General features: G+C 69.3%; 21 protein-coding genes. 14 read left to right on the forward strand and 7 right to left on the reverse strand.

The window, feature by feature from the left end; translation table 11 throughout:
- Nucleotides 1-4: 4 nt before the first annotated feature.
- Nucleotides 5-781: a ferredoxin--NADP reductase gene (locus EV683_RS07730; RefSeq protein ID WP_131862405.1), complete on the forward strand. Its 777-nt coding sequence runs from the start codon at nt 5-7 to the stop codon at nt 779-781.
- Between the two features lie 16 nt (nt 782-797).
- Here EV683_RS07730 and EV683_RS07735 read toward each other — a convergent pair whose 3' ends face one another.
- The 3 genes from EV683_RS07735 to rpe are packed head-to-tail and all read right to left on the reverse strand — an operon-like array spanning nt 798 to nt 2,824.
- Complete coding sequence (locus tag EV683_RS07735) at nt 798-1,316, reverse strand: XdhC family protein (RefSeq protein ID WP_131862406.1); 519 nt, start codon at nt 1,314-1,316, stop codon at nt 798-800.
- A gap of 43 nt (nt 1,317-1,359) precedes the next feature.
- Nucleotides 1,360-2,139 carry an SDR family NAD(P)-dependent oxidoreductase gene (locus tag EV683_RS07740; protein WP_131862407.1) on the reverse strand — a complete coding sequence of 260 codons (780 nt, stop codon included), beginning with the start codon at nt 2,137-2,139 and terminating at the stop codon, nt 1,360-1,362.
- 4 nt (nt 2,140-2,143) lie between these two features.
- Nucleotides 2,144-2,824 (reverse strand): ribulose-phosphate 3-epimerase, encoded by a 681-nt coding sequence (gene rpe, locus EV683_RS07745; protein WP_066609748.1) that lies wholly within the window; start codon nt 2,822-2,824, stop codon nt 2,144-2,146.
- Between the two features lie 156 nt (nt 2,825-2,980).
- Here rpe and apaG point away from each other — a divergent pair, with 156 nt between their 5' ends.
- Nucleotides 2,981-3,361 carry a Co2+/Mg2+ efflux protein ApaG gene (gene apaG, locus EV683_RS07750; RefSeq protein ID WP_066609746.1) on the forward strand — a complete coding sequence of 127 codons (381 nt, stop codon included), beginning with the start codon at nt 2,981-2,983 and terminating at the stop codon, nt 3,359-3,361.
- A gap of 178 nt (nt 3,362-3,539) precedes the next feature.
- Nucleotides 3,540-5,327 (forward strand): ABCB family ABC transporter ATP-binding protein/permease, encoded by a 1,788-nt coding sequence (locus EV683_RS07755; protein WP_131862408.1) that lies wholly within the window; start codon nt 3,540-3,542, stop codon nt 5,325-5,327.
- Between the two features lie 80 nt (nt 5,328-5,407).
- On the opposite strand, the gene nudC is transcribed toward EV683_RS07755, so the two are convergent.
- From nudC to EV683_RS07770, 3 genes are all read right to left on the reverse strand, one after another.
- Nucleotides 5,408-6,193 carry an NAD(+) diphosphatase gene (nudC, locus tag EV683_RS07760; RefSeq protein ID WP_131862409.1) on the reverse strand — a complete coding sequence of 262 codons (786 nt, stop codon included), beginning with the start codon at nt 6,191-6,193 and terminating at the stop codon, nt 5,408-5,410.
- Nucleotides 6,194-6,265: 72 nt separating this feature from the next.
- On the reverse strand, nt 6,266-7,393 hold the full coding sequence (locus EV683_RS07765) for a YbdK family carboxylate-amine ligase (RefSeq protein WP_066609740.1): 1,128 nt from the start codon (nt 7,391-7,393) through the stop codon (nt 6,266-6,268).
- A gap of 9 nt (nt 7,394-7,402) precedes the next feature.
- Nucleotides 7,403-8,590 carry a cation:proton antiporter gene (locus EV683_RS07770; RefSeq protein WP_131862410.1) on the reverse strand — a complete coding sequence of 396 codons (1,188 nt, stop codon included), beginning with the start codon at nt 8,588-8,590 and terminating at the stop codon, nt 7,403-7,405.
- A gap of 152 nt (nt 8,591-8,742) precedes the next feature.
- On the opposite strand from EV683_RS07770, the gene EV683_RS07775 reads away from it, so the two are divergent.
- Together EV683_RS07775 and EV683_RS07780 are read left to right on the forward strand one after the other, a co-directional pair.
- On the forward strand, nt 8,743-9,567 hold the full coding sequence (locus tag EV683_RS07775; RefSeq protein WP_131862411.1) for a M90 family metallopeptidase: 825 nt from the start codon (nt 8,743-8,745) through the stop codon (nt 9,565-9,567).
- Between the two features lie 26 nt (nt 9,568-9,593).
- A complete protein-coding gene (locus EV683_RS07780; protein ID WP_207910421.1) occupies nt 9,594-9,866 on the forward strand; it encodes a DUF3303 family protein in 273 nt (90 codons plus the stop codon).
- Between the two features lie 33 nt (nt 9,867-9,899).
- Here the strand turns inward: EV683_RS07780 and EV683_RS07785 are convergent, their stop codons facing one another.
- Nucleotides 9,900-10,634, reverse strand: coding sequence for an ATP-binding cassette domain-containing protein (locus EV683_RS07785; RefSeq protein WP_131862412.1), 735 nt, complete (start codon nt 10,632-10,634; stop codon nt 9,900-9,902).
- A 177-nt stretch (nt 10,635-10,811) separates the two neighbouring features.
- Between EV683_RS07785 and EV683_RS07790 the strand changes: the two genes are divergently transcribed.
- The 9 genes from EV683_RS07790 to rseP all read left to right on the forward strand — a co-directional run bounded on the left by EV683_RS07790 (nt 10,812) and on the right by rseP (nt 18,387).
- On the forward strand, nt 10,812-11,027 hold the full coding sequence (locus EV683_RS07790; protein WP_066609726.1) for a hypothetical protein: 216 nt from the start codon (nt 10,812-10,814) through the stop codon (nt 11,025-11,027).
- Between the two features lie 126 nt (nt 11,028-11,153).
- Nucleotides 11,154-11,885, forward strand: coding sequence for a 30S ribosomal protein S2 (rpsB, locus tag EV683_RS07795; RefSeq protein WP_131862413.1), 732 nt, complete (start codon nt 11,154-11,156; stop codon nt 11,883-11,885).
- A gap of 76 nt (nt 11,886-11,961) precedes the next feature.
- Nucleotides 11,962-12,834: a translation elongation factor Ts gene (tsf, locus tag EV683_RS07800; protein WP_066609722.1), complete on the forward strand. Its 873-nt coding sequence runs from the start codon at nt 11,962-11,964 to the stop codon at nt 12,832-12,834.
- 92 nt (nt 12,835-12,926) lie between these two features.
- Nucleotides 12,927-13,646 (forward strand): UMP kinase, encoded by a 720-nt coding sequence (gene pyrH, locus EV683_RS07805; protein WP_066609720.1) that lies wholly within the window; start codon nt 12,927-12,929, stop codon nt 13,644-13,646.
- 92 nt (nt 13,647-13,738) lie between these two features.
- Nucleotides 13,739-14,296: a ribosome recycling factor gene (gene frr / locus EV683_RS07810; RefSeq protein ID WP_066609718.1), complete on the forward strand. Its 558-nt coding sequence runs from the start codon at nt 13,739-13,741 to the stop codon at nt 14,294-14,296.
- A 10-nt stretch (nt 14,297-14,306) separates the two neighbouring features.
- Nucleotides 14,307-15,056: a polyprenyl diphosphate synthase gene (gene uppS / locus EV683_RS07815; protein WP_131862414.1), complete on the forward strand. Its 750-nt coding sequence runs from the start codon at nt 14,307-14,309 to the stop codon at nt 15,054-15,056.
- A gap of 1 nt (nt 15,057) precedes the next feature.
- A complete protein-coding gene (locus EV683_RS07820) occupies nt 15,058-15,864 on the forward strand; it encodes a phosphatidate cytidylyltransferase (RefSeq protein ID WP_131862415.1) in 807 nt (268 codons plus the stop codon).
- A 4-nt stretch (nt 15,865-15,868) separates the two neighbouring features.
- Nucleotides 15,869-17,047, forward strand: coding sequence for a 1-deoxy-D-xylulose-5-phosphate reductoisomerase (ispC, locus tag EV683_RS07825; RefSeq protein WP_131862416.1), 1,179 nt, complete (start codon nt 15,869-15,871; stop codon nt 17,045-17,047).
- Nucleotides 17,044-18,387 carry an RIP metalloprotease RseP gene (gene rseP / locus EV683_RS07830; RefSeq protein WP_131862417.1) on the forward strand — a complete coding sequence of 448 codons (1,344 nt, stop codon included), beginning with the start codon at nt 17,044-17,046 and terminating at the stop codon, nt 18,385-18,387. The genes ispC and rseP overlap by 4 nt, the downstream gene beginning before the upstream one ends.
- The last annotated feature ends 7 nt before the right edge of the window (nt 18,388-18,394 follow it).

Below are 18,394 nucleotides of genomic sequence, written 5' to 3' on the forward strand. Positions count from 1 at the left end.
CGAGATGGCCGACGACACCGCACGCTACACCCTGGAAACGATCACCGACTGGCGCGCCTGGACGCCCAAGCTGTTTTCCTTCCGCACCACGCGGCCGGCCGGCTTTTGCTTCAAGGCCGGGCAGTTCGTGCGGCTCGGCGTGACGAAGGCCGACGGCGGCGAAGTCTGGCGCCCCTACTCGATGGTGTCGGCGCCGCAGCACGACTACCTCGAGTTCTACTCCATCGTGGTGCCCGGCGGCGAGTTCACCACCGCGCTGGCGCGGCTGGGCGTCGGCGACGCGGTGCGCGTCAACCGGCTCGCGCTCGGTTTCCTGACGCTGGACCGTTTCGCCGACGGCCGCGAGCTGTGGCTGCTGTCGACCGGCACCGGGCTCGCGCCCTTCGTGTCGATGCTGTACGAGGCCGATACCTGGCGGCGCTTCGAGAAACTGGTCGTCGTGCACTGCGTGCGCGAGGCGGCCGAGCTCGCCTACCGCGACCTGATCCCGACGCTGGCGGCCGAGGCCGGCGTGCCGGAGCTGGCCGACCGGCTCGTCTACGTGCCGGTGGTCACCCGCGAGGCGGTGCCGGGTGTGCTCGGCCAACGCGTGACCACGCTGATCGCGAACGGCGAACTCGAGCGCCGCGTCGGCCTCGCCTTCGACCTCGAACGCTCGCGCGTGATGATCTGCGGCAATCCCGGCATGGTGGACGACACCCGCGCGGTGCTCGGCGCGCGCGGTTTCGCGCTGTCGCGCCGCGCCGCGCCGGGCCAGCTGGCGGTCGAGCAGTACTGGTAGCGGAACCGGCGTGCCGTCAGCTCTGCCCGGCGACGCAGCGCGGAGCGTCGGCCGCGTCGTCGTGCCGGCGGCGCTGCTGGATCAGTTCGGCGAGGATGGACACCGCGATCTCGGCCGGCGTGCGGCTGCCGATGGCCAGGCCGATCGGCGCGCAGAGGCGATCGAGGCGCGTCGCGTCGACGCCGCGTGCGGCCAGACGCGCGCGGCGCGCGGCGGCGTTGGCGCGCGAGCCGATCGCGCCGACGTAGAAGGCCCCGGTTTCGAGCGCCGCGGCCAGCGCCGCGTCGTCGAGCTCGGGTACGTGGGTCAGCGCGAGCACCGCGGTGCGCGCGTCCGGGCGCGCGTTGTGCACGGCCTCGTCGGGCGCGCCGGCCAGCCAGTCGCTGCCGGCCAGCGGCCAGGCGGCGCGCCGGTCCTCGCGCGGCTCGTTCAGCAGTACGGCGAAGTCGAGCGCCGGCGCGATGCGCGCGAGGTGTTCGGATACCTGGCCGGCGCCGACGAGGATCAGGCGCCAGGCGGGATCGGATGCGGGCATGGGAAGCGCTCCGGCAAAGAGTGGAAAACGGGCGGCGGCGGGCTCAGGCCTTGCGTTCGCGCAGGTCGACCACCGCCTCGGCGCCGAAGTCGGCCGAGGCGAGGAAGGCGACGATGGCGCGCGCGGCGTTCTCGGGCGGGGTCAGCGCGCCGTCGGCCTTGAGCGCGGTAAAGCGTGCGCGGTTCGGGAAGTCGGCCGGATCGGCGGCGCGGATGGTCGCCTGCATGCCGGTGTCGATCACGCCGGGGTAGAGCGACACCAGGCGCGCGCCATGCGGTCGCGCGGCCTGCTCGAGCGCGACGGTGCGCGTGAACTGGTCGAGCGCCGCCTTGCTGCTGCCGTACACGCTCCAGCCCGGGTAAGGCTTGACCGCCGCGCCCGACGAGACGTTCAGCACGCGGCGCGTCACGCCTCGGCCAACGTTGGCCGAGGCCTGCGGCTCGGTTTCGCGCAGGAAGGCGTCGGTCAGCGCGACCGGCGCCAGCAGGTTGACCGCGTAGGCGGCGACCATGTCGTCGACGGCGTAGTGGCCGGCCGGCGCGATCGGCGTGACGACGCCGGCGTTGTTGACCAGCGTCAGCGCGGTCGGCGCGTGCGCGGCGAGGAGGGCGAGCGCGTCGCGGCAGAGCCCGGCGAGGCTCGCGGTGTCGGCGAGGTCCGCCTCGACGAAGGCAAAGCGCTCCGGGTAGGCCTCGGCCAACGTTTGTGTCTCGGGCGAGGCATGGCGGGCGAGGCCGACCACCGCGCCGCCGGATTCGAGCAGCGCGGCGGCGAGCGCGGCGCCGAGGCCGCGCGACGCGCCGGTGACGATGACGCCGTGCATCGCCTTAGCCGACGCGGGCTAGCTCGGCGCGCATCGCGTCGATCACCGCCTTGTAGTCGGGCTGGCCGAAGATCGCGCTGCCGGCGACGAAGGTGTCGGCGCCCGCCGCGGCCACCTCGGCGATGTTGTCGACCTTGATGCCGCCGTCGACCTCGAGCCAGATCTCGCCGCCGTGTTGTGCGGTGTACTCGTCGATGCGGCGGCGCGCCTCGCGCACCTTGTTCAGCGTCTGCGGGATGAACTTCTGGCCGCCGAAGCCCGGGTTGACCGACATCAGCAGGATCATGTCGACCTTGTCCATCACGTGGTCGAGGAAGGACAGCGGGGTGGCCGGGTTGAACACCAGACCGGCCTTGCAGCCGGCGTCGCGGATCAGGCCGAGCGTGCGGTCGATGTGGTGCGACGCTTCCGGGTGGAAGGTGATGATGTCGGCGCCGGCACGGGCGAAGCTGGCGGCGAGCGCGTCGACCGGTGTCACCATCAGGTGCACGTCGATCGGCGCGCTGGTGTGCGGACGGATCGCCTCGCAGACCAGCGGGCCGATGGTCATGTTCGGCACGTAGTGGTTGTCCATCACGTCGAAGTGGACGATGTCGGCGCCGGCGGCGACGACGTTCTTCACTTCTTCGCCGAGGCGGGCGAAGTCGGCGGACAGGATGCTCGGGGCGATGCGGAAGGTGCGCATGGAAATTCCGGTAATGAAGGGGGTGGACGGGGCGTATTTTAGAGCGTCGGGCGGCGGCGGTCACGGCCGGCCTGGTCGGGTTGGCCCGGCGCACGGGCGCGTGCGCCGGCTTCGGGATAAAATGACGGTCCAACCATGCAGGGAGCGGCTCTACCGATGTCCGACAACCAATACCGTATCGAGGTGTCGCCCGCGGCCTACTTCGTCGAGGAGCAGTCCGACGTGGCGGCCGACCGCTACGTGTTCGCCTACCGCATCCGCATCGTCAACACCGGTCAGCAGCCGGCCAAGCTGCTCAGCCGCCACTGGCTGATCACCGACGCCAACGGCCACGTGCAGGAGGTGCGCGGCATGGGCGTGGTCGGCGAGCATCCGCACCTGAAGCCGGGCGAGCACTACGAGTACCTGAGCGGCGCGACGCTGACGACGCCGTGGGGCACGATGAAGGGCAGCTACCAGATGGAGGCCGACGACGGCACCCGTTTCGACGCGCCGATCGCCGAATTCCTGCTGGCGGTGCCGCGCGTGCTGCACTGAAGCGCCGCTCACTTGCCGCGCGGCCAGGTCCACCACACGATGAAGCCGGCCAGGCCCAGCGCCAGCAAGGCTTCGAGAACGAATATCCACATAGCGTTGCACTCGTCGTCGATTGACCTCTGAAGCATAGTTGGCCGACGGGGCGGGCGCAGCGCGCGACACCCGTCCGGAAGGCTCCATGCGCTTCACCCACACCGGCCCCGCGCCGAAAAACCGCAACGACTGGCAGACGCTCAGGACGCTGTTTCCCTATATCTGGACCTTCAAGGGACGGGTGCTGGCCGCGCTGGCCTGCCTGATCGTCGCCAAGGTCGCCAACGTCTCGGTGCCGCTGTACCTGAAGGACATCGTCGACGCGCTGTCGCTGCCGGCGACGCCCCTGGCGCTGCCGGTGGCGGCGCTGGCCGGCTACGGCCTGGCGCGGCTGGCGGCCAGCCTGCTCGGCGAGCTGCGCGACGCGATCTTCGCGCGCGTCACGCAGGGCGCGATCCACCAGGTCGCGCGCTCGGTGTTCGACCACCTGTTCCGGCTGTCGCTGCGCTTTCACCTCGAGCGCCAGACCGGCGGCATGAGCCGCGACATCGAGCGCGGCACCAAGGGCATCGGCTTTTTGCTGAACTTCATGGTGTTCAACATCCTGCCGACGCTGGTCGAGATCGGCCTGGTCGCCGGCATCCTCTTGACGCGCTATAGCGGCTGGTTCGCCGCGGTGACGCTCGGCACCATCGCGCTCTACGTCGCGTTCACGCTGGCGGTCACCGAGTGGCGCATGGTGTTCCGCCGCAGCATGAACGAGCTCGACTCCAAGGCCAACTCGAAGGCGATCGACGCGCTGCTGAACTACGAGACGGTCAAGTATTTCGGCAACGAGCGCTACGAGGTCGACCGCTACGACCGCAACCTCGCCAGCTGGGAGGCGTCGGCGGTCAAGAACCAGGTGTCGCTGTCGATGCTGAACGCCGGCCAGGGCTTCATCATCGCCGCCGGCGTGACGCTGCTGATGTGGCTGGCGGCGCGCGGCGTGACCGGCGGCACGATGACGGTCGGCGACGTGGTGCTGGTGTCGGCCTACCTGACGCAGTTGTACGCGCCGCTGAACTTCCTCGGCTTCGTCTACCGCGAGATCAAGCACTCGCTGGCCGACATGGAGCGCATGTTCAAGCTCCTGGACGCCGGCGCCGAGGTCGGCGACGCGCCCGGCGCCACGCCGCTGGCCACCCGCGCGGCGACGGTCGAGTTCGACGGCGTCGACTTCGGCTACGACGACAAGCGGCAGATCCTCGCCGGCGTCAGCTTCGCGATCCCGGCCGGCCAGACGCTGGCGGTGGTCGGCAGCTCGGGCGCCGGCAAGAGCACGCTCTCAAGGCTGCTGTTCCGTTTCTACGACGTGAACGGCGGCGCGATCCGCGTCAACGGCACCGACATCCGCGCGCTGACGCAGGACTCCCTGCGCGCGCACATCGGTATCGTCCCGCAGGACACGGTGCTGTTCAACGACAGCATCTACTACAACATCGCCTACGGCCGGCCGGACGCGAGCCGCGACGAGGTGATCGAGGCGGCGAAGTCGGCGCACATCCACGACTTCGTGATGAGCCTGCCCGACGGCTACGACACCCAGGTCGGCGAGCGCGGCCTGAAGCTGTCCGGCGGCGAGAAGCAGCGCGTCGCGATCGCGCGCACCATCCTGAAAAACCCGCCTATCCTGATCTTCGACGAGGCGACCAGCGCGCTCGATTCGCGCACCGAAAAGGCGATCCAGGCTGAGCTGGCGCAGATCTCGGCCGACCGCACCACGCTGATCATCGCGCACCGGCTGTCGACCGTCGTCGACGCCGACCGCATCCTGGTGATGGAGGGCGGCCGGGTGGTCGAGTCGGGCAGCCACCGCGAGCTGGTCGAGGCGGGCGGCCGCTACGCCGAGATGTGGCGGCTGCAGCAGGAGAGCGAGCCGGAGGCGGTGTAGGCCCCGGCGGCGCGGACGTGAAAAAGCTCGGCCAACCTTCAAGGTTGGCCGAGCTTTTTTCTGGAACCGGTAGGCGGGTTTCAGCGCGCCGCCATGCGCGCCAGCGTCCGCTCGATCAGCCAGTGCGCGATCGACGGCTTGTTCGGCGTCGCCGGCAGCGCGTCGCGCGCGAACCAGCGCGCGTCCTCGATCTCGCCCTCCTGCGGCGTCAGCTCGCCGCCGGCGTATTCGGCGGTGAAGGCGAGCATCAGCGAGTGCGGGAAGGGCCACGACTGCGAGCCCAGGTACACCGGCGCGCCGATGTAGACGCCGACTTCCTCGAAGCACTCGCGGCGCACGCAGTCCTCGAGCGTCTCGCCCGGCTCGACGAAGCCGGCGATCGCGCTGTAGACGCCGGGCTGGAAGTGCGGCGAGCGCGCCAGCAGGATCTCGTCGCCGCGCGTGACGGTCAGCATCATCGCCGGCGACACGCGCGGGTAGTAGACCTCGCCGCAGCTCGGGCAGCCGCGCCCCTGGTCGTGCGCGTGCTGCGCAAGCGGCGTGCCGCAGGCGCCGCACAGCCGGTGCGTCTTCTGGAAGCGGCGGATCTGCGCGGCGCGCGCCAGCGCCGGCACGTCGTCGGCCGGCAACTGCGTCAGCGCCGCGCGCAGCGGCAGCCACACGCCGGCCGGCGCGGCGCCGACCAGTTCGCCGAGGTAGAGGTTGGCGCCGGCGTGCACGCCGAGAAAGCGCCGTCCGGCCACCGGCCAGCCGGCCGCCTCGGCGCCGGGCAGCGCGCCGTCGATCAGCAGCACCGCGCCGTCGTCGAACAGGCAGAAGCGGTCGGGCAGGGCGGGGTCGGCGGCGGCGGGGATGACGAAGGGCATGGCGGTGGGCGGCGGAGGAATCGGGCCGACAGTGTAACGCGCGCGCCGCGCGGCGGTACAGCCGGCCTAGGCTCAGTTGCGCCCCGGTTCGCCGTACATCCAGCGCTCGCTCGCCTGCTGCACCACGTCGGACAGCGAGCCGCTGTCGGCGTGGATGTCGCGCAGCCACTGGCTGTCGATATTGCGCTTGAGCACCCGCTCGCGCAGCTGCGCGTGCTCGGACTCGGCGCCCAGCGCGATCGCGTGCGGCGTCAGCGCGTTCAGCGTCTCGAGCATGTCCTCCAGCAGGCTGGTCTGGCGCTGGCTGGCCGCGTCGACCAGCACCGCGTCGTAGCCGAAGCGGCAAGCCTGGAAGCGGTTGTAGCTGTAGGTCAGCTGGCGGTCCGGGTGGATGTCGTTCCAGTCCTCCTCGAAGCAGCGGCGCGCCAGCATCTGCGCGTAGGCGGCCAGCAGCACCGGCGTGTCGATCGCCAGTGGCGTGTCGCAGATGCGGATCTCGACCGTGCCGTACTCGGGCTTGGGGCGGATGTCCCAGTAGAAGTCCTTCATCGACTCGACGATGCCCAGGTGCGCCATGCGCGCGAAGTAGTCGTTGAATTCGTCCCAGTTCTTCACCATCGGCATGCTGCCCGACAACGGGAAGGCGTTGACGCTGGTCAGCCGCGAGGTCTGGAACAGCGTGTCGACGCCCTGGTGGAACGGCGACGACGCCGACAGCGCGATGAAGTGCGGAATGTAGCGCGCCAGGTAGTGCGTCAGCCGCACCGCGACGTCGCCGTTAGGGCAGCCGATATGGATGTGCTGGCCGTAGACGGTGAACTGCTTGGCGAGGTAGCCGTACAGCTCGGAGACCAGCCGGTAGCGCTCCTTCGGGTAGATGCGCTGGTCGCTCCAGTGCTGGAACGGGTGGCTGCCGCCGCCGGAAAGCCCGAGGTTGAGCTTCTCGGCGCTCTTGACCAGCAGCGCGCGGATCGCCAAGAGCTCGGCCAACATCGCGCGCGTGTCGCGGTGGACGGCGGTGCCGATCTCGATCATGCCCTGCGTGATCTCGGGCTTGATGTCGAAGCCGTGTTGTTCGCGGCCGATCAGCGCCAACAGGTCGTCCGAGCCGCGCGTCAGGTTGTAGTGGCGGCGGTTGACGATCATCAGCTCGAGCTCGACGCCCAGCGTCAGCGGCTCGCTGTTGGAAAATTCGAGCATGGCGGTCTCCTATTCGCGGGTTTCGCCGGACAGCCGCAGCGACAGCCGCGTCATCACCGGGCCGATCAGTTCGAGGATGCACAGCGCGGCCAGCAGCGCGCCGGTCGCCACGCCCGCCTCGAGCATCGGGCTGGCGAGCAAGAGCAGCGTGAACGCGCCGCCGGACAGCGGCATCGCCGCCAGGCCGAGCAGCGCGCCCTGTTTGAGCGACAGGCCGTTGAAGCGCGCCGCCGCCAGCCAGCAGGCGACGCTGACGCCCAGCCGCACCAGCACGTAGAGCAGCGCGACCGGCCAGTACATCGATAGCGAGGCCGGCGACAGCAGCGCGCCGGAGGCGACGAAGAAGGCGACGAAGAAGATGTGGCTGCGGCTGAGCAGGTCGGGCTCGGCGACGGTCTGGCCGCGCCTGAGGTTCTGCGACGCCATGCCGAACACGAGGAGCGCCATCGCCGGCAGCGTCTCCAGGAGTTCGGCGACGCCGACCACCAGCGCGATCAGCGCGAACAGCAGCACCTGCTGCGCACGCCGTTCGCCGCCGCCGAGCCAGGCGTTGAGCCGGATCGCCGCCATGCCGGCGACGAGGCCCAGCGCCGCCGAGCCGAGCATCAACCAGGCGGTCGACAGCAGCTTGTCGCCCGGCGCGGCCGAGTCGGCGACGCCCGAGTAGGCGAGCGCGAGGCCGAAGGCCATCAGCGCGAACAGCGTGTTCAGCCCGGTCGCGGTCGCCAGCCGCTCGCTGACCTGGCCCTCGGCGCGCGTTTCGCGGACAATTTCGAGGATCACCGCCGGGCTGGTCGCGACGCCGATCGCCGCCAGCAGTGCCGCGCCGACCGGCTTGAGGCCGAAGGACAGCAATAGCGCGTACAGCGCGACAAAGATCAACAGCGAGGTCAGCGCCGAGGTGCTCAGCAGCGCGGTCTCGCGCCTGAGCCAGTGCAGGTCGATGCGCCGGCCGATCTCGAACAGCGCCAGGCCCAGCGCCAGTTCGACGAACAGGCTGGCCTGGCTCAATGCCTGGTTGCCGACCAGGCCGAGGCCGGCCGGGCCGATCACCAGGCCGGCGAGCAGGTAGCCGGTGACGCCGGGCAGGCGGGCGACGCGCGTCGCGACCTGGCCGCCGATCGCGCCGAGCAGCAGCAAGAGGCCGAAGGCCGCCAAGGGGTTGAAGGACAGGGTGTGCCAGGAAAGGCCGTCCATGAGCGTTTCTCCCTCTGGGGTCTCCCGTCTTGTTGCGGGGTGACCGGGTGGCAAGGTTGGCCGAAGGCCGGGGCGTGACCCGTGCCGCGGTGGCGCGGGCTTGCCAATGGAATGACTATCTTAACGGTGACAGGTCGCGCAGGGGGAAGTTCATGGTCTGGTTCGGATGGGGGCGGCGCAGCAAGGGGCGGCAGGCCGAACGCGCCGCGCGCGACAAACGGCTCGCCGGGCGCACGCGCGGCGTGCCGCTGACGGCGACGCTGGCGGACGAGGCGGTCGGCCGACTGGTCGCGCTGGCCGGCGCCATGCTCGACGGCAAGGATTTCGTCGCGGCCGGCGGGCTGGCCTGGGACGACGCGATCGGCGAGACGATCGCGCTGCAGGCCGCGCTGCCGGCGCTGGAGCTGGGCGCGGCGGCGCTCGAGGGCTGGCGCGAGATCATCGTCTACCCGGACGCCTTCGTCGCACGCGACCTGTGGGTCGACGACGCCGGGCTGATGCACGAGGGCGAGCAGGTGCTGGTCGGCCAGGCGCGCCACGACGGGCCGGTGGTGCTGTCGGCGCCCGACGCGCACGACTCGCTCGCGCTCGACGGCTGGAACGTCGTGATCCACGAAATCGCGCACAAGATCGACATGCTGTCCGGCGACGCCAACGGCTGCCCGCCGTTGCACAAGGGCATGAGTCGCGACGAGTGGGCCGATAGCTGGGGCGAGGGCTACGAGCGCTTTTGCGCCGCGCTCGATGCCGGCGAAGAGGGCTGGCTCGACCCCTACGCGGCCGAACACCCGGCCGAATTCTTCGCGGTGCTGTCGGAGTACTTCTTCGAGGCGCCGCACTGGGTGCGCGACGATTTTCCGCAAATCTACCGGCAGTTGTCGCTATTCTACCGGCAGGATCCGGCGGCCCGTCTGGCGCGCCTGCCGCTGTCCGTTCTGCTGTCCGGCCAGGGTGCGACCGGCGCGGGCGGCGTCTAGCCGCCGGTTCCGTCGAGGAGACGACGATGATCTATCTGGTGGGGCGCCACCGGGTCAGCGATTACGCGCGCTGGAAGGCGGCGTTCGACGGGCGGGCCGAGGCGCGCCGGGCGGCCGGCCTCGAACTGCTGCAGTGCTGGCGCGCGCTCGACGACCCCGGCAATGTGTTCTTCGTGTTCGAGGTCGCCGACCTGGCCCGTGCGCGCGCCTTCGTCGTGCGCTGGGACGACGCGCCCGGGACGTTCGAGTCGGAGTTGCATTTCGTCGAGCGCGCCGCCGGCTGCCCACCGTGCGGCTGAGCAGGTGGCGGCCCTGCGGGCGGTGCGCTCCGTTCAGGCTGCCCGGCCGTGAGCCGGCGCGCCTTGGCCGCTGCGGGGCAGGGGGCGCCGCGCCGTCCGGCTCAGCACGGCCTGCGGCGGGCCCGAGGCCCATACCCTGCCGTCCCTCATCAGCACCAGATGGTCGGCGTGAACGGCGGCCGGCGACCGGTCGTCCAGTGCGACCACGATGCTGCGGCCCTCGCGGGCCAGGCGCGACAGCGTCTGCATCAGCCGCTGCAGCGGCTGCGGCGCCAGACCGGCCTCCAGCCCGTCGAGCAGCAGCGCCGGCGTGCCGCGTGCCAGCGCCTGCGCGACGTCGCCGAGGCGGCGTTCGCCGGCCGACAGCGTGTGCATGCGCGCCTCGGCCAGGTGGGCGAGTTCCATCGTCACGAGCGCGTGTTCGATGGCGAGCCGGTCTTCGTGACCGAAGGTGCCGAACCAGCCCAGCCGCCTGCGCCGTCCCCGGGCGACATGCTCGCGCAGCGTCAGCGACGAGCCGTTCTTGTCCGGCGCGCCGAGCCGCGCGCAATCGTTCGCGCGCACGGGCCTGCCGAAAAAACGCACCGCGCCGTGGGCGCAGCCGGCCAGTGCGCAGAGCAGTGGGCTCGTGCCGGAGTCCGGGGCGCCGGCGATCACGCTGAGTCGGCGCGCCGGCAGATGCAGCAGGTCGATTTCGAGCGCGGTGCGCCCCCGCCGGTACGCGGTCAGCGCGCGGATTTCGAACGCCCAGTCGGTGGTTTCCGTCATGGGGACCTCTCGGTTCTTCGGGGTGGTGGCGGTGTTTCGCCGCGCGTGGCGCGGCTAACGATTTGCTATTGATAATAATTCGTATTTGTTTCTTATGCAAGCCCGTGGCGGGCTCGGCCAACCTTGTCGCCGGCGGCCGGCTACAATAGCCCGGGTTCGAATCGTCGGGATTTGTCGATGTATCTGGTGTTGATCGGTTGGCTGTACGTGGTGCTGATGTTCGCGGTGGCGCAGGAGAGCCTGATCCGCAGCGGCTTCGTGCTGTTTTTTCTCGGCGTGCTGCCGACCTGGCTGCTGATGTGGCTGACGGTGCGGCGCCGGCGTCTGAAGGCCGAGCTGGCGCGCGAGGCCGAAGAGGAGGCGCGGGCCAAGAAAGTGACGGGCGATTCTTGAGTTGCCGCGGCGCATGGTGCTACAATCTTGCGCCGCCCGATTTTCGGGCTATTTCGCACATTCGCGCCAAAGGGTGTCCGCAAGGATTAACTGCGCGAATGGAGGCTTAACCCTTTAGGAGTTTTCATGAGCACCTCCGTGACCATGCGTCAGATGCTGGAAGCTGGCGTCCACTTCGGCCACCAAACCCGTTTCTGGAACCCGAAAATGTCGCAGTACATTTTCGGTTCGCGCAACAAGATCCACATCATCAACCTGGAAAAGACGCTGCCGCTGTTCGTCGAGGCCCAGAACTACGTGCGTCGCCTCGCCGCCAACAAGGGCACCATCCTGTTCGTGGGTACCAAGCGCCAAGCTCGTGACATCGTGCGCGAAGAAGCCGCCCGCGCCGGCATGCCCTTCGTCGATCACCGCTGGCTCGGCGGCATGCTGACCAACTACAAGACCGTCAAGCAGTCGATCAAGCGCCTGGAAGACAAGCGTGCCGTGCTGGAAGGCGCCGGCGAAGCCGGTTACAGCAAGAAAGAACTGCTGGACCTCGAGCGAGAAGTCGAGAAGCTCGAGCGTTCGCTTGGCGGCATCAAGGACATGAAGGGTCTGCCGGACGCGATCTTCGTCATCGACACCGGCTACCAGAAGGGCACCATCGTCGAGGCCAAGAAGCTGGGCATCCCGGTGATCGGCGTCGTCGACACCAACAACAACCCGGAAGGCATCGACTACGTGATCCCGGGTAACGACGACTCCAGCCGCGCGATCCGCCTGTACGCCCGTGGTATCGCCGACGCGGTGCTCGAGGGTCGCGCCCAGTCGCTGCAGGAAATCGTCGCCGCCGAACCGGCTGCCGCTGCCGAGTAAGTCAGGCGAAAGGGGCGAAAGCCCCTTTTTTCAGACCTGCCTCTACCCAATTCGCTGAATTCTAAGGAGTGTTAGCATGGCGGAAATCACCGCAAAAATGGTCGCCGATCTGCGCGCCGCGACCGGTCTGGGCATGATGGAGTGCAAGAAGGCCCTGGTGGAAGCCGACGGCGACGTGGCCAAGGCTGAAGAGATCCTGCGCATCAAGTCGGGCAACAAGGCCGCCAAGATGGCTGGCCGCATCGCCGCCGAAGGCGTGGTGTCGACCTACGTCGACGCCGGCGTCGGCGCGCTGGTCGAGATCAACTGCGAAACCGACTTCGTCGCCAAGGACGAGAACTTCCTCGCCTTCGCCGCCGCCGTCGCCAAGGCGGCTGCCGTCGCCAATCCGGCCGACGTCGAGGCGCTGGCCAACGTCGCTACCGACTCCGGCGAAACCGTCGAAGAAGCGCGCAAGGCCATCATCGCCAAGCTCGGCGAGAACATGACCATCCGCCGCTTCGTCCGCTACGCGACCGAAGGCAAGGTGGCCACCTACCTGCACGGCAGCAAGATCGGCGTGATCGTCGACTTCGCCGGCGGCGACGAGCAACTCGGTCGCGACATCGCCATGCACATCGCCGCTTCCAAGCCGATCTGCGTGTCGAAAGAGCAGGTGCCGGCCGACAAGCTGGAAACCGAGCGCAAGATCTACACCGCCCAGGCTGCCGAATCGGGCAAGCCGGCCGACATCGTCGCCAAGATGGTCGAAGGCCGCATCGCCAAGTACCTGGCCGAAGTGACCCTGCTGGGCCAGCCGTTCGTGAAGAACCCGGACCAGACCGTCGAGAAGCTGCTGGCCGAAAAGGGCGCCAAGGTGAACGCCTTCACCATGTTCGTGGTGGGCGAGGGCATCGAGAAGGCCGTGGTGGACTACGCCGCCGAAGTGGCCGCCGCCGCCAAGCTGTAAGCTAGCATTTACCGATGCCAGCGAAAAACGGCACCCTGATTCAGGGTGCCGTTTTGCAAACCAAGACAAACAACCGCGTAACCGAGGTGAACATGAGCCAAGCCCCCGCCTACAAACGCATCCTGCTCAAGCTGTCCGGCGAGGCCCTGATGGGTGACGACAGCTATGGCATCAACCGCGCCACGATCGAGCAGATTGTCGGGCAGATCAAGGAAGTCGTTGACCTCGGCGTGCAAGTCGGCATCGTGATCGGCGGCGGCAACATCTTCCGCGGCGTCGCGCCGGCGGCCGCTGGCATGGATCGCGCCACGGCCGACTATATGGGCATGATGGCGACCGTGATGAACGCGCTGGCGCTCAAGGACGCGATGACCGGCGTCGGCCTGGTCGCCCGCGTGCAGTCGGCGCTGACCATGCAGCAGATCGCCGAGCCCTACGTGCGCGGCAAGGCGATGCAGTATCTTGAAGAAGGCAAGGTGGTGATCTTCGCCGCCGGCACCGGCAACCCGTTCTTCACCACCGACACCGCGGCGGCGCTGCGCGGCATGGAGATGAACGTCGACATCATGCTGAAGGCGACCAAGGTCGACGGCGTGTACACCGACGACCCGAAGAAAAATCCGGACGCGGTGCGCTACCAGACGCTGACCTTCGACGAGGCGATCGGCCGCAACCTGAAGGTGATGGACGCGACCGCCTTCGCGCTGTGCCGCGACCAGAAGCTCAATATCAAGGTGTTCAGCATCTTCAAGGCCGGCGGACTCAAGCGGGTCGTGCTTGGCGAAGACGAGGGCACGCTGGTACACTGCTGACCGATTTCAAATGAATACCCAGGGGCGGAAACGGCGACATGCCGCTTTCCGCCTTGTTTTTCCGAATACCCTAAGAAGCGACGGAGCAGTCCATGATCAACGACGTCAAGAAGTCGGCCGAAACCAAGATGCAGAAAACCCTGGAGGCGTTCAAGAACGACCTGGCCAAGGTGCGCACCGGCCGCGCCCACACCGGCATCCTCGACCATGTCACCGTCGACTACTACGGTAGCGACACCCCGATCAACCAGGTCGCCAACGTCACGCTGATCGACGCGCGCACCATCGGCGTGCAGCCGTGGGAAAAGAGCATGGCTGCCAAGATCGAGAAGGCGATCCGCGATTCCGACCTCGGCCTGAACCCGGCGGCGATGGGCGACATCATCCGCGTGCCGATGCCGATGCTGACCGAAGAGCGCCGCCGTGACCTGATCAAGGTCGTACGCAGCGAGGCCGAGGGGGCGCGCGTCGCGGTGCGCAACGTGCGTCGCGACGGCAACAACGAACTGAAGAACCTGATCAAGGACAAGGCGATCACCGAAGACGAGGAGCGCCGCGCCCAGGACGACATCCAGAAGCTGACCGACAAGTACATCGCCGAGATCGACAAGGCGCTGGCAGTCAAGGAAGCCGACCTGATGGCGGTCTGAGGAGCCTCTCTTGTTCGGCAGCTCTACCCAAACCATTCCGAACGTGCCGGAGGTCCCGCGGCACGTTGCCATCATCATGGATGGCAACGGCCGCTGGGCCAAGAAGCGCTTCCTGCCGCGCGTCGCCGGCCACCGCAAGGGGCTGGAGGCCGTTCGCGATACCGTGTCGGCCTGTTCCGAGCTCGGCGTCGGCTACCTGACGCTGTTCGCGTTCTCGACCGAGAACTGGCGTCGTCCGCAGGAGGAGGTCTCCTTCCTGATGGATCTGTTCCTGCGCGCGCTCGAGAACGAGGTCGACCGCCTGGCGCGCAACAACATCCGCCTGAAGGTGATCGGCTCGCGCGAGCGCTTCGCGCCCGAGTTGGCCGAGCGCATCGCCGCGGCCGAGGCCAGGACCGCCGGCAACGGCGGGCTGACGCTGACCATCGCCGCCGACTACGGCGGTCGCTGGGATATCCTGCAGGCGGCCAACGCCGCGCTGGCGGCCGGCGCGACGACGCTCGACGAGGCGACGCTGGCCGCGCATCTGTCGATGGCCTACGCGCCCGAGCCCGACCTGTTCATCCGCACCGGCGGCGAGACGCGCATCAGCAACTTCCTGATGTGGCAACTGGCCTATACCGAACTCTATTTCACCGACCTGTTGTGGCCCGACTTCGGACGCGCCGCGCTCGACGCCGCGTTCGCCTCCTACCGCCGGCGCGAGCGCCGTTTCGGTCGCACCAGCGAACAACTGCCCGAAGGCCTGCGGCGCCCCTAGCATGCTCATTCCCCGAATCCTGACCGCGCTGGTGCTGCTGCCCTTGATGCTCGCCGCGCTGTTCGTCTTCCCGCCGGCGGCCTGGGCGGCGTTCTCGGCGCTCGTCGTCGGCCTCGCGCTGTGGGAATTTTCCCGCATGGTCGCGATGCCGCGCGGCGTCCAGACGCTGTACCTGGTCGGCTCGGCGCTTGCGGCGGCGGCCTGCTGGTTCACCGGCTGGCGCCCCGGCCCGTGGCTGCACGGCGTCGCGCTGCTGGTCTGGCTGGTGCTGGCGCCCTTGTGGCTCGCCCGGCGCTGGACGCTCAAGGACGGCTGGGCTGCGCGCGCGCTCGGCTGGGCGCTGATGTGGCCGGCCTGGTTCGCCCTCCTCGACTGGCGACCGACCCCCGAGCCCGCGCACGCTTACGCGCTTTTGGCGGTGATGGGACTCGTGTGGGTCGCCGACATCGCGGCCTATTTTTCCGGCAAGGCCTTCGGTCGCCACAAGCTCGCGCCGGCGATCAGCCCGGGCAAGAGCTGGGAGGGCGTCGCCGGCGCCGCGGTCGCGGTCGCCGTTTACGCCTATTTCGTCAGCGGCCAGGGCTGGCTCGGCCAACCTCTGCCGCTGTTCGCGCTGTTGCCGTTGGCGCTGGCGCTGACCGCGGTCAGCGTGGTCGGAGATCTGCTCGAGTCGTGGTTCAAGCGTGCCGCCGGCGTCAAGGACAGCAGCGCGCTGCTGCCCGGGCACGGCGGCGTCTACGACCGCATCGACAGCCTGATCGCGGTGCTCGCGGTCGGCAACGCGCTGCGCGCGCTCCTTGGAGGCTGACGCGATGAAACCCCTTGCCCTGACCGTGCTGGGCGCGACCGGCAGCATCGGCGAGAACACGCTCGACGTCGTCGCGCGCCACCCCGAACGTTACAAGGTGGTCGCGCTGGCCGCGCACCGCCAGGCCGACAAGCTGTTCGAGCAGTGCCGGCGCTTTGCGCCCGCCTACGCGGTACTGGCCGACGCGGCCGACGCGGCAGCCCTCGAGGCGCGACTGCACGCCGCGGGCGTCGCGACCACGGTGCTGTTCGGTCCGGACGCGCTGGTCGAAGTGGCCACCCTGGCCGAGGTCGACGGCGTGGTCGCCGCCATCGTCGGCGCCGCCGGCCTGCCGTCGGCGCTTGCCGCGGCGCGCGCCGGCAAGCGCGTGATGCTCGCCAACAAGGAGGCGCTGGTCGTCGCCGGGCGCCTGTTCATGCAGGCGGCGCGCGACGGCGGCGCGACGCTGCTGCCGATCGACAGCGAGCACAGCGCGATCTTCCAGTCGCTGCCGGCCGGTTTCGCCGGCGACCTCGACGCCGCCGGCGTCGACAAGCTGGTGCTGACCGCCTCGGGCGGACCGTTCCGCACCTGGTCGGTGGCGAAGTTGGCCGAGGCCAGCCCCGACGACGCCTGCCGCCACCCGAACTGGGTGATGGGGCGCAAGATCTCGGTCGACTCGGCCAGCCTGATGAACAAGGGTCTCGAGGTGATCGAGGCGCACTGGTTGTTCGGCGCGCCGCCGTCGCGCATCGAGGTGCTGGTGCACCCGCAAAGCGTGATCCACTCGATGGTGCAGTACCGCGACGGCTCGATCGTCGCCCAGCTCGGTTCGCCCGACATGCGCACGCCGATCGCCTACGCGCTGTCGTGGCCCGAGCGCATCGCCGCCGGCGTCGCGCCGCTCGACTTCACGACGCTGTCGTCGCTGACCTTCGAGGCGCCCGATCTGGCGCGCTTCCCCTGTCTGCGCCTCGCGTTCGCGGCGCTCGAGCAGGGCGGGGACGCGCCGGCGGTGCTGAACGCCGCCAACGAGGTCGCGGTGGCGGCCTTCCTCGACGGCCGCATCGGCTTCACCGACATTCCGCGCCTGGTCGACGGCGCGCTGTCGGCGCTGGACCTCGCGGCGAGCGTCGACCTCGACTCGCTGCTCGACAAGGACGCCGCCGCCCGTCGCTGGGTCGGCCGGCGCATCGCCTCATGATCACGCTGCTCGCCTTTCTCGTCGCCATCGGCCTGCTGGTCACCTTCCACGAACTGGGGCACTACTGGGTCGCCCGGCTGGCCGGCGTCAAGGTGTTGCGCTTCTCGATCGGCTTCGGCAAGCCGTTGTTCACCTGGCGGCGCGGCGAGACCGAGTGGACGTTGTGCCCGATCCCGCTCGGCGGCTACGTGCGCATGCTCGACGAGCGCGAGGGGCCGGTCGACGCGGCGGATCTGCCGCGCGCCTTCAACACGCAGCCGGTCGGCAAGCGCATCGCCATCGTCGCCGCCGGCCCGCTCGCCAATCTCGTGCTCGCGGTGCTGCTTTACTGGGTGGTGCTCGCGCAGGGTCAGGACTGGATCCGTCCGTGGGTCGGCAGCGTGACGCCGCAGTCGCCGGCGGCCGTGGCGGGCTTCCAGCCGGGCGACAAGCTGCTGCGCGTCGACGGCGAACCGGTCGGCGACTGGCAGGGGCTGAGGCTGGAGCTGATGCAGGCGCTCGCCGCGCGCGACCGCGTCGAAGTCGCGGTCGAAACCGCGGCCGGCGCGCCGGCCCGCCGGGTGATCGATCTGGCGCGTCTGGCGCCGCAGGAGCGCGAGCGGGTGATCGGGGGGCAGCTCGGGCTGTCGCCGATCCGCGTGCTGCCGGTGATCGGCGGCATCGAGGCGGGCGGTGCCGCCGAGCGCGCCGGACTCAAGATCGGCGACAAGCTGCTGAGCGCCGACGGCCGTCGTCTGGCGAGCTGGGAGGACTGGGTCGCGACCGTGAGCAACAGCCCGGGGCGCGAGATTCGCGTCGGCGTCGAGCGCGCCGGCAAGCCGTTGGCGCTGACGGTGCGGCCCGATTCGCGCGAGTCGGACGCGGGGCTGGTCGGCCGCATCGGCGCGGCGCCGACCGTCGATGCGGCCTGGCGCGACGCGGTGCGGCAGACGCGCGAGCTGTCGGTCGGTGAGGCGGCGCTGGCCGCCGTGGCCAAGACCTGGGAGACGACGACGGTCAGCCTGAAACTCTTGGGCTGGATGGTGGTCGGGAATGTCTCGTGGGGCAACCTCAGCGGCCCGCTGACCATCGCCAGCGTCGCCGGCCAGACCGCCGAGCAGGGCTGGGACGCCTACCTCGAATTCCTCGCGCTGATCAGCGTCAGCATCGGCATCCTGAACCTGCTGCCCATACCCGTACTGGATGGCGGCCACTTAATGTATTATGTGGCCGAACTGATCAAGGGGAAGCCGGTGAGCGAGAAAACGCAGATCATCGGTCAGAAAATCGGTCTGATGCTGTTGGGCGCGTTGATGATGTTCGCCCTTTTTAACGACCTGAGCCGCCTGTTTGGGGGTTAAGCAATCT

The sequence above is a fragment of the Crenobacter luteus genome, assembly GCF_004345725.1.
In the GTDB taxonomy this organism is placed as follows: Bacteria; Pseudomonadota; Gammaproteobacteria; order Burkholderiales; family Chromobacteriaceae; genus Crenobacter; species Crenobacter luteus.

What these genes read in the sequence shown, in the direction of transcription:
- EV683_RS07730 (WP_131862405.1), top strand. Translation starts at nt 5, where the DNA reads ATGGCCGACGACACCGCACGCTACACCCTGGAAACGATCACCGACTGG.
- EV683_RS07735 (WP_131862406.1), bottom strand. Translation starts at nt 1,316, where the DNA reads ATGCCCGCATCCGATCCCGCCTGGCGCCTGATCCTCGTCGGCGCCGGC.
- EV683_RS07740 (WP_131862407.1), bottom strand. Translation starts at nt 2,139, where the DNA reads ATGCACGGCGTCATCGTCACCGGCGCGTCGCGCGGCCTCGGCGCCGCG.
- rpe (WP_066609748.1), bottom strand. Translation starts at nt 2,824, where the DNA reads ATGCGCACCTTCCGCATCGCCCCGAGCATCCTGTCCGCCGACTTCGCC.
- apaG (WP_066609746.1), top strand. Translation starts at nt 2,981, where the DNA reads ATGTCCGACAACCAATACCGTATCGAGGTGTCGCCCGCGGCCTACTTC.
- EV683_RS07755 (WP_131862408.1), top strand. Translation starts at nt 3,540, where the DNA reads ATGCGCTTCACCCACACCGGCCCCGCGCCGAAAAACCGCAACGACTGG.
- nudC (WP_131862409.1), bottom strand. Translation starts at nt 6,193, where the DNA reads ATGCCCTTCGTCATCCCCGCCGCCGCCGACCCCGCCCTGCCCGACCGC.
- EV683_RS07765 (WP_066609740.1), bottom strand. Translation starts at nt 7,393, where the DNA reads ATGCTCGAATTTTCCAACAGCGAGCCGCTGACGCTGGGCGTCGAGCTC.
- EV683_RS07770 (WP_131862410.1), bottom strand. Translation starts at nt 8,590, where the DNA reads ATGGACGGCCTTTCCTGGCACACCCTGTCCTTCAACCCCTTGGCGGCC.
- EV683_RS07775 (WP_131862411.1), top strand. Translation starts at nt 8,743, where the DNA reads ATGGTCTGGTTCGGATGGGGGCGGCGCAGCAAGGGGCGGCAGGCCGAA.
- EV683_RS07780 (WP_207910421.1), top strand. Translation starts at nt 9,594, where the DNA reads ATGATCTATCTGGTGGGGCGCCACCGGGTCAGCGATTACGCGCGCTGG.
- EV683_RS07785 (WP_131862412.1), bottom strand. Translation starts at nt 10,634, where the DNA reads ATGACGGAAACCACCGACTGGGCGTTCGAAATCCGCGCGCTGACCGCG.
- EV683_RS07790 (WP_066609726.1), top strand. Translation starts at nt 10,812, where the DNA reads ATGTATCTGGTGTTGATCGGTTGGCTGTACGTGGTGCTGATGTTCGCG.
- rpsB (WP_131862413.1), top strand. Translation starts at nt 11,154, where the DNA reads ATGAGCACCTCCGTGACCATGCGTCAGATGCTGGAAGCTGGCGTCCAC.
- tsf (WP_066609722.1), top strand. Translation starts at nt 11,962, where the DNA reads ATGGCGGAAATCACCGCAAAAATGGTCGCCGATCTGCGCGCCGCGACC.
- pyrH (WP_066609720.1), top strand. Translation starts at nt 12,927, where the DNA reads ATGAGCCAAGCCCCCGCCTACAAACGCATCCTGCTCAAGCTGTCCGGC.
- frr (WP_066609718.1), top strand. Translation starts at nt 13,739, where the DNA reads ATGATCAACGACGTCAAGAAGTCGGCCGAAACCAAGATGCAGAAAACC.
- EV683_RS07820 (WP_131862415.1), top strand. Translation starts at nt 15,058, where the DNA reads ATGCTCATTCCCCGAATCCTGACCGCGCTGGTGCTGCTGCCCTTGATG.
- ispC (WP_131862416.1), top strand. Translation starts at nt 15,869, where the DNA reads ATGAAACCCCTTGCCCTGACCGTGCTGGGCGCGACCGGCAGCATCGGC.
- rseP (WP_131862417.1), top strand. Translation starts at nt 17,044, where the DNA reads ATGATCACGCTGCTCGCCTTTCTCGTCGCCATCGGCCTGCTGGTCACC.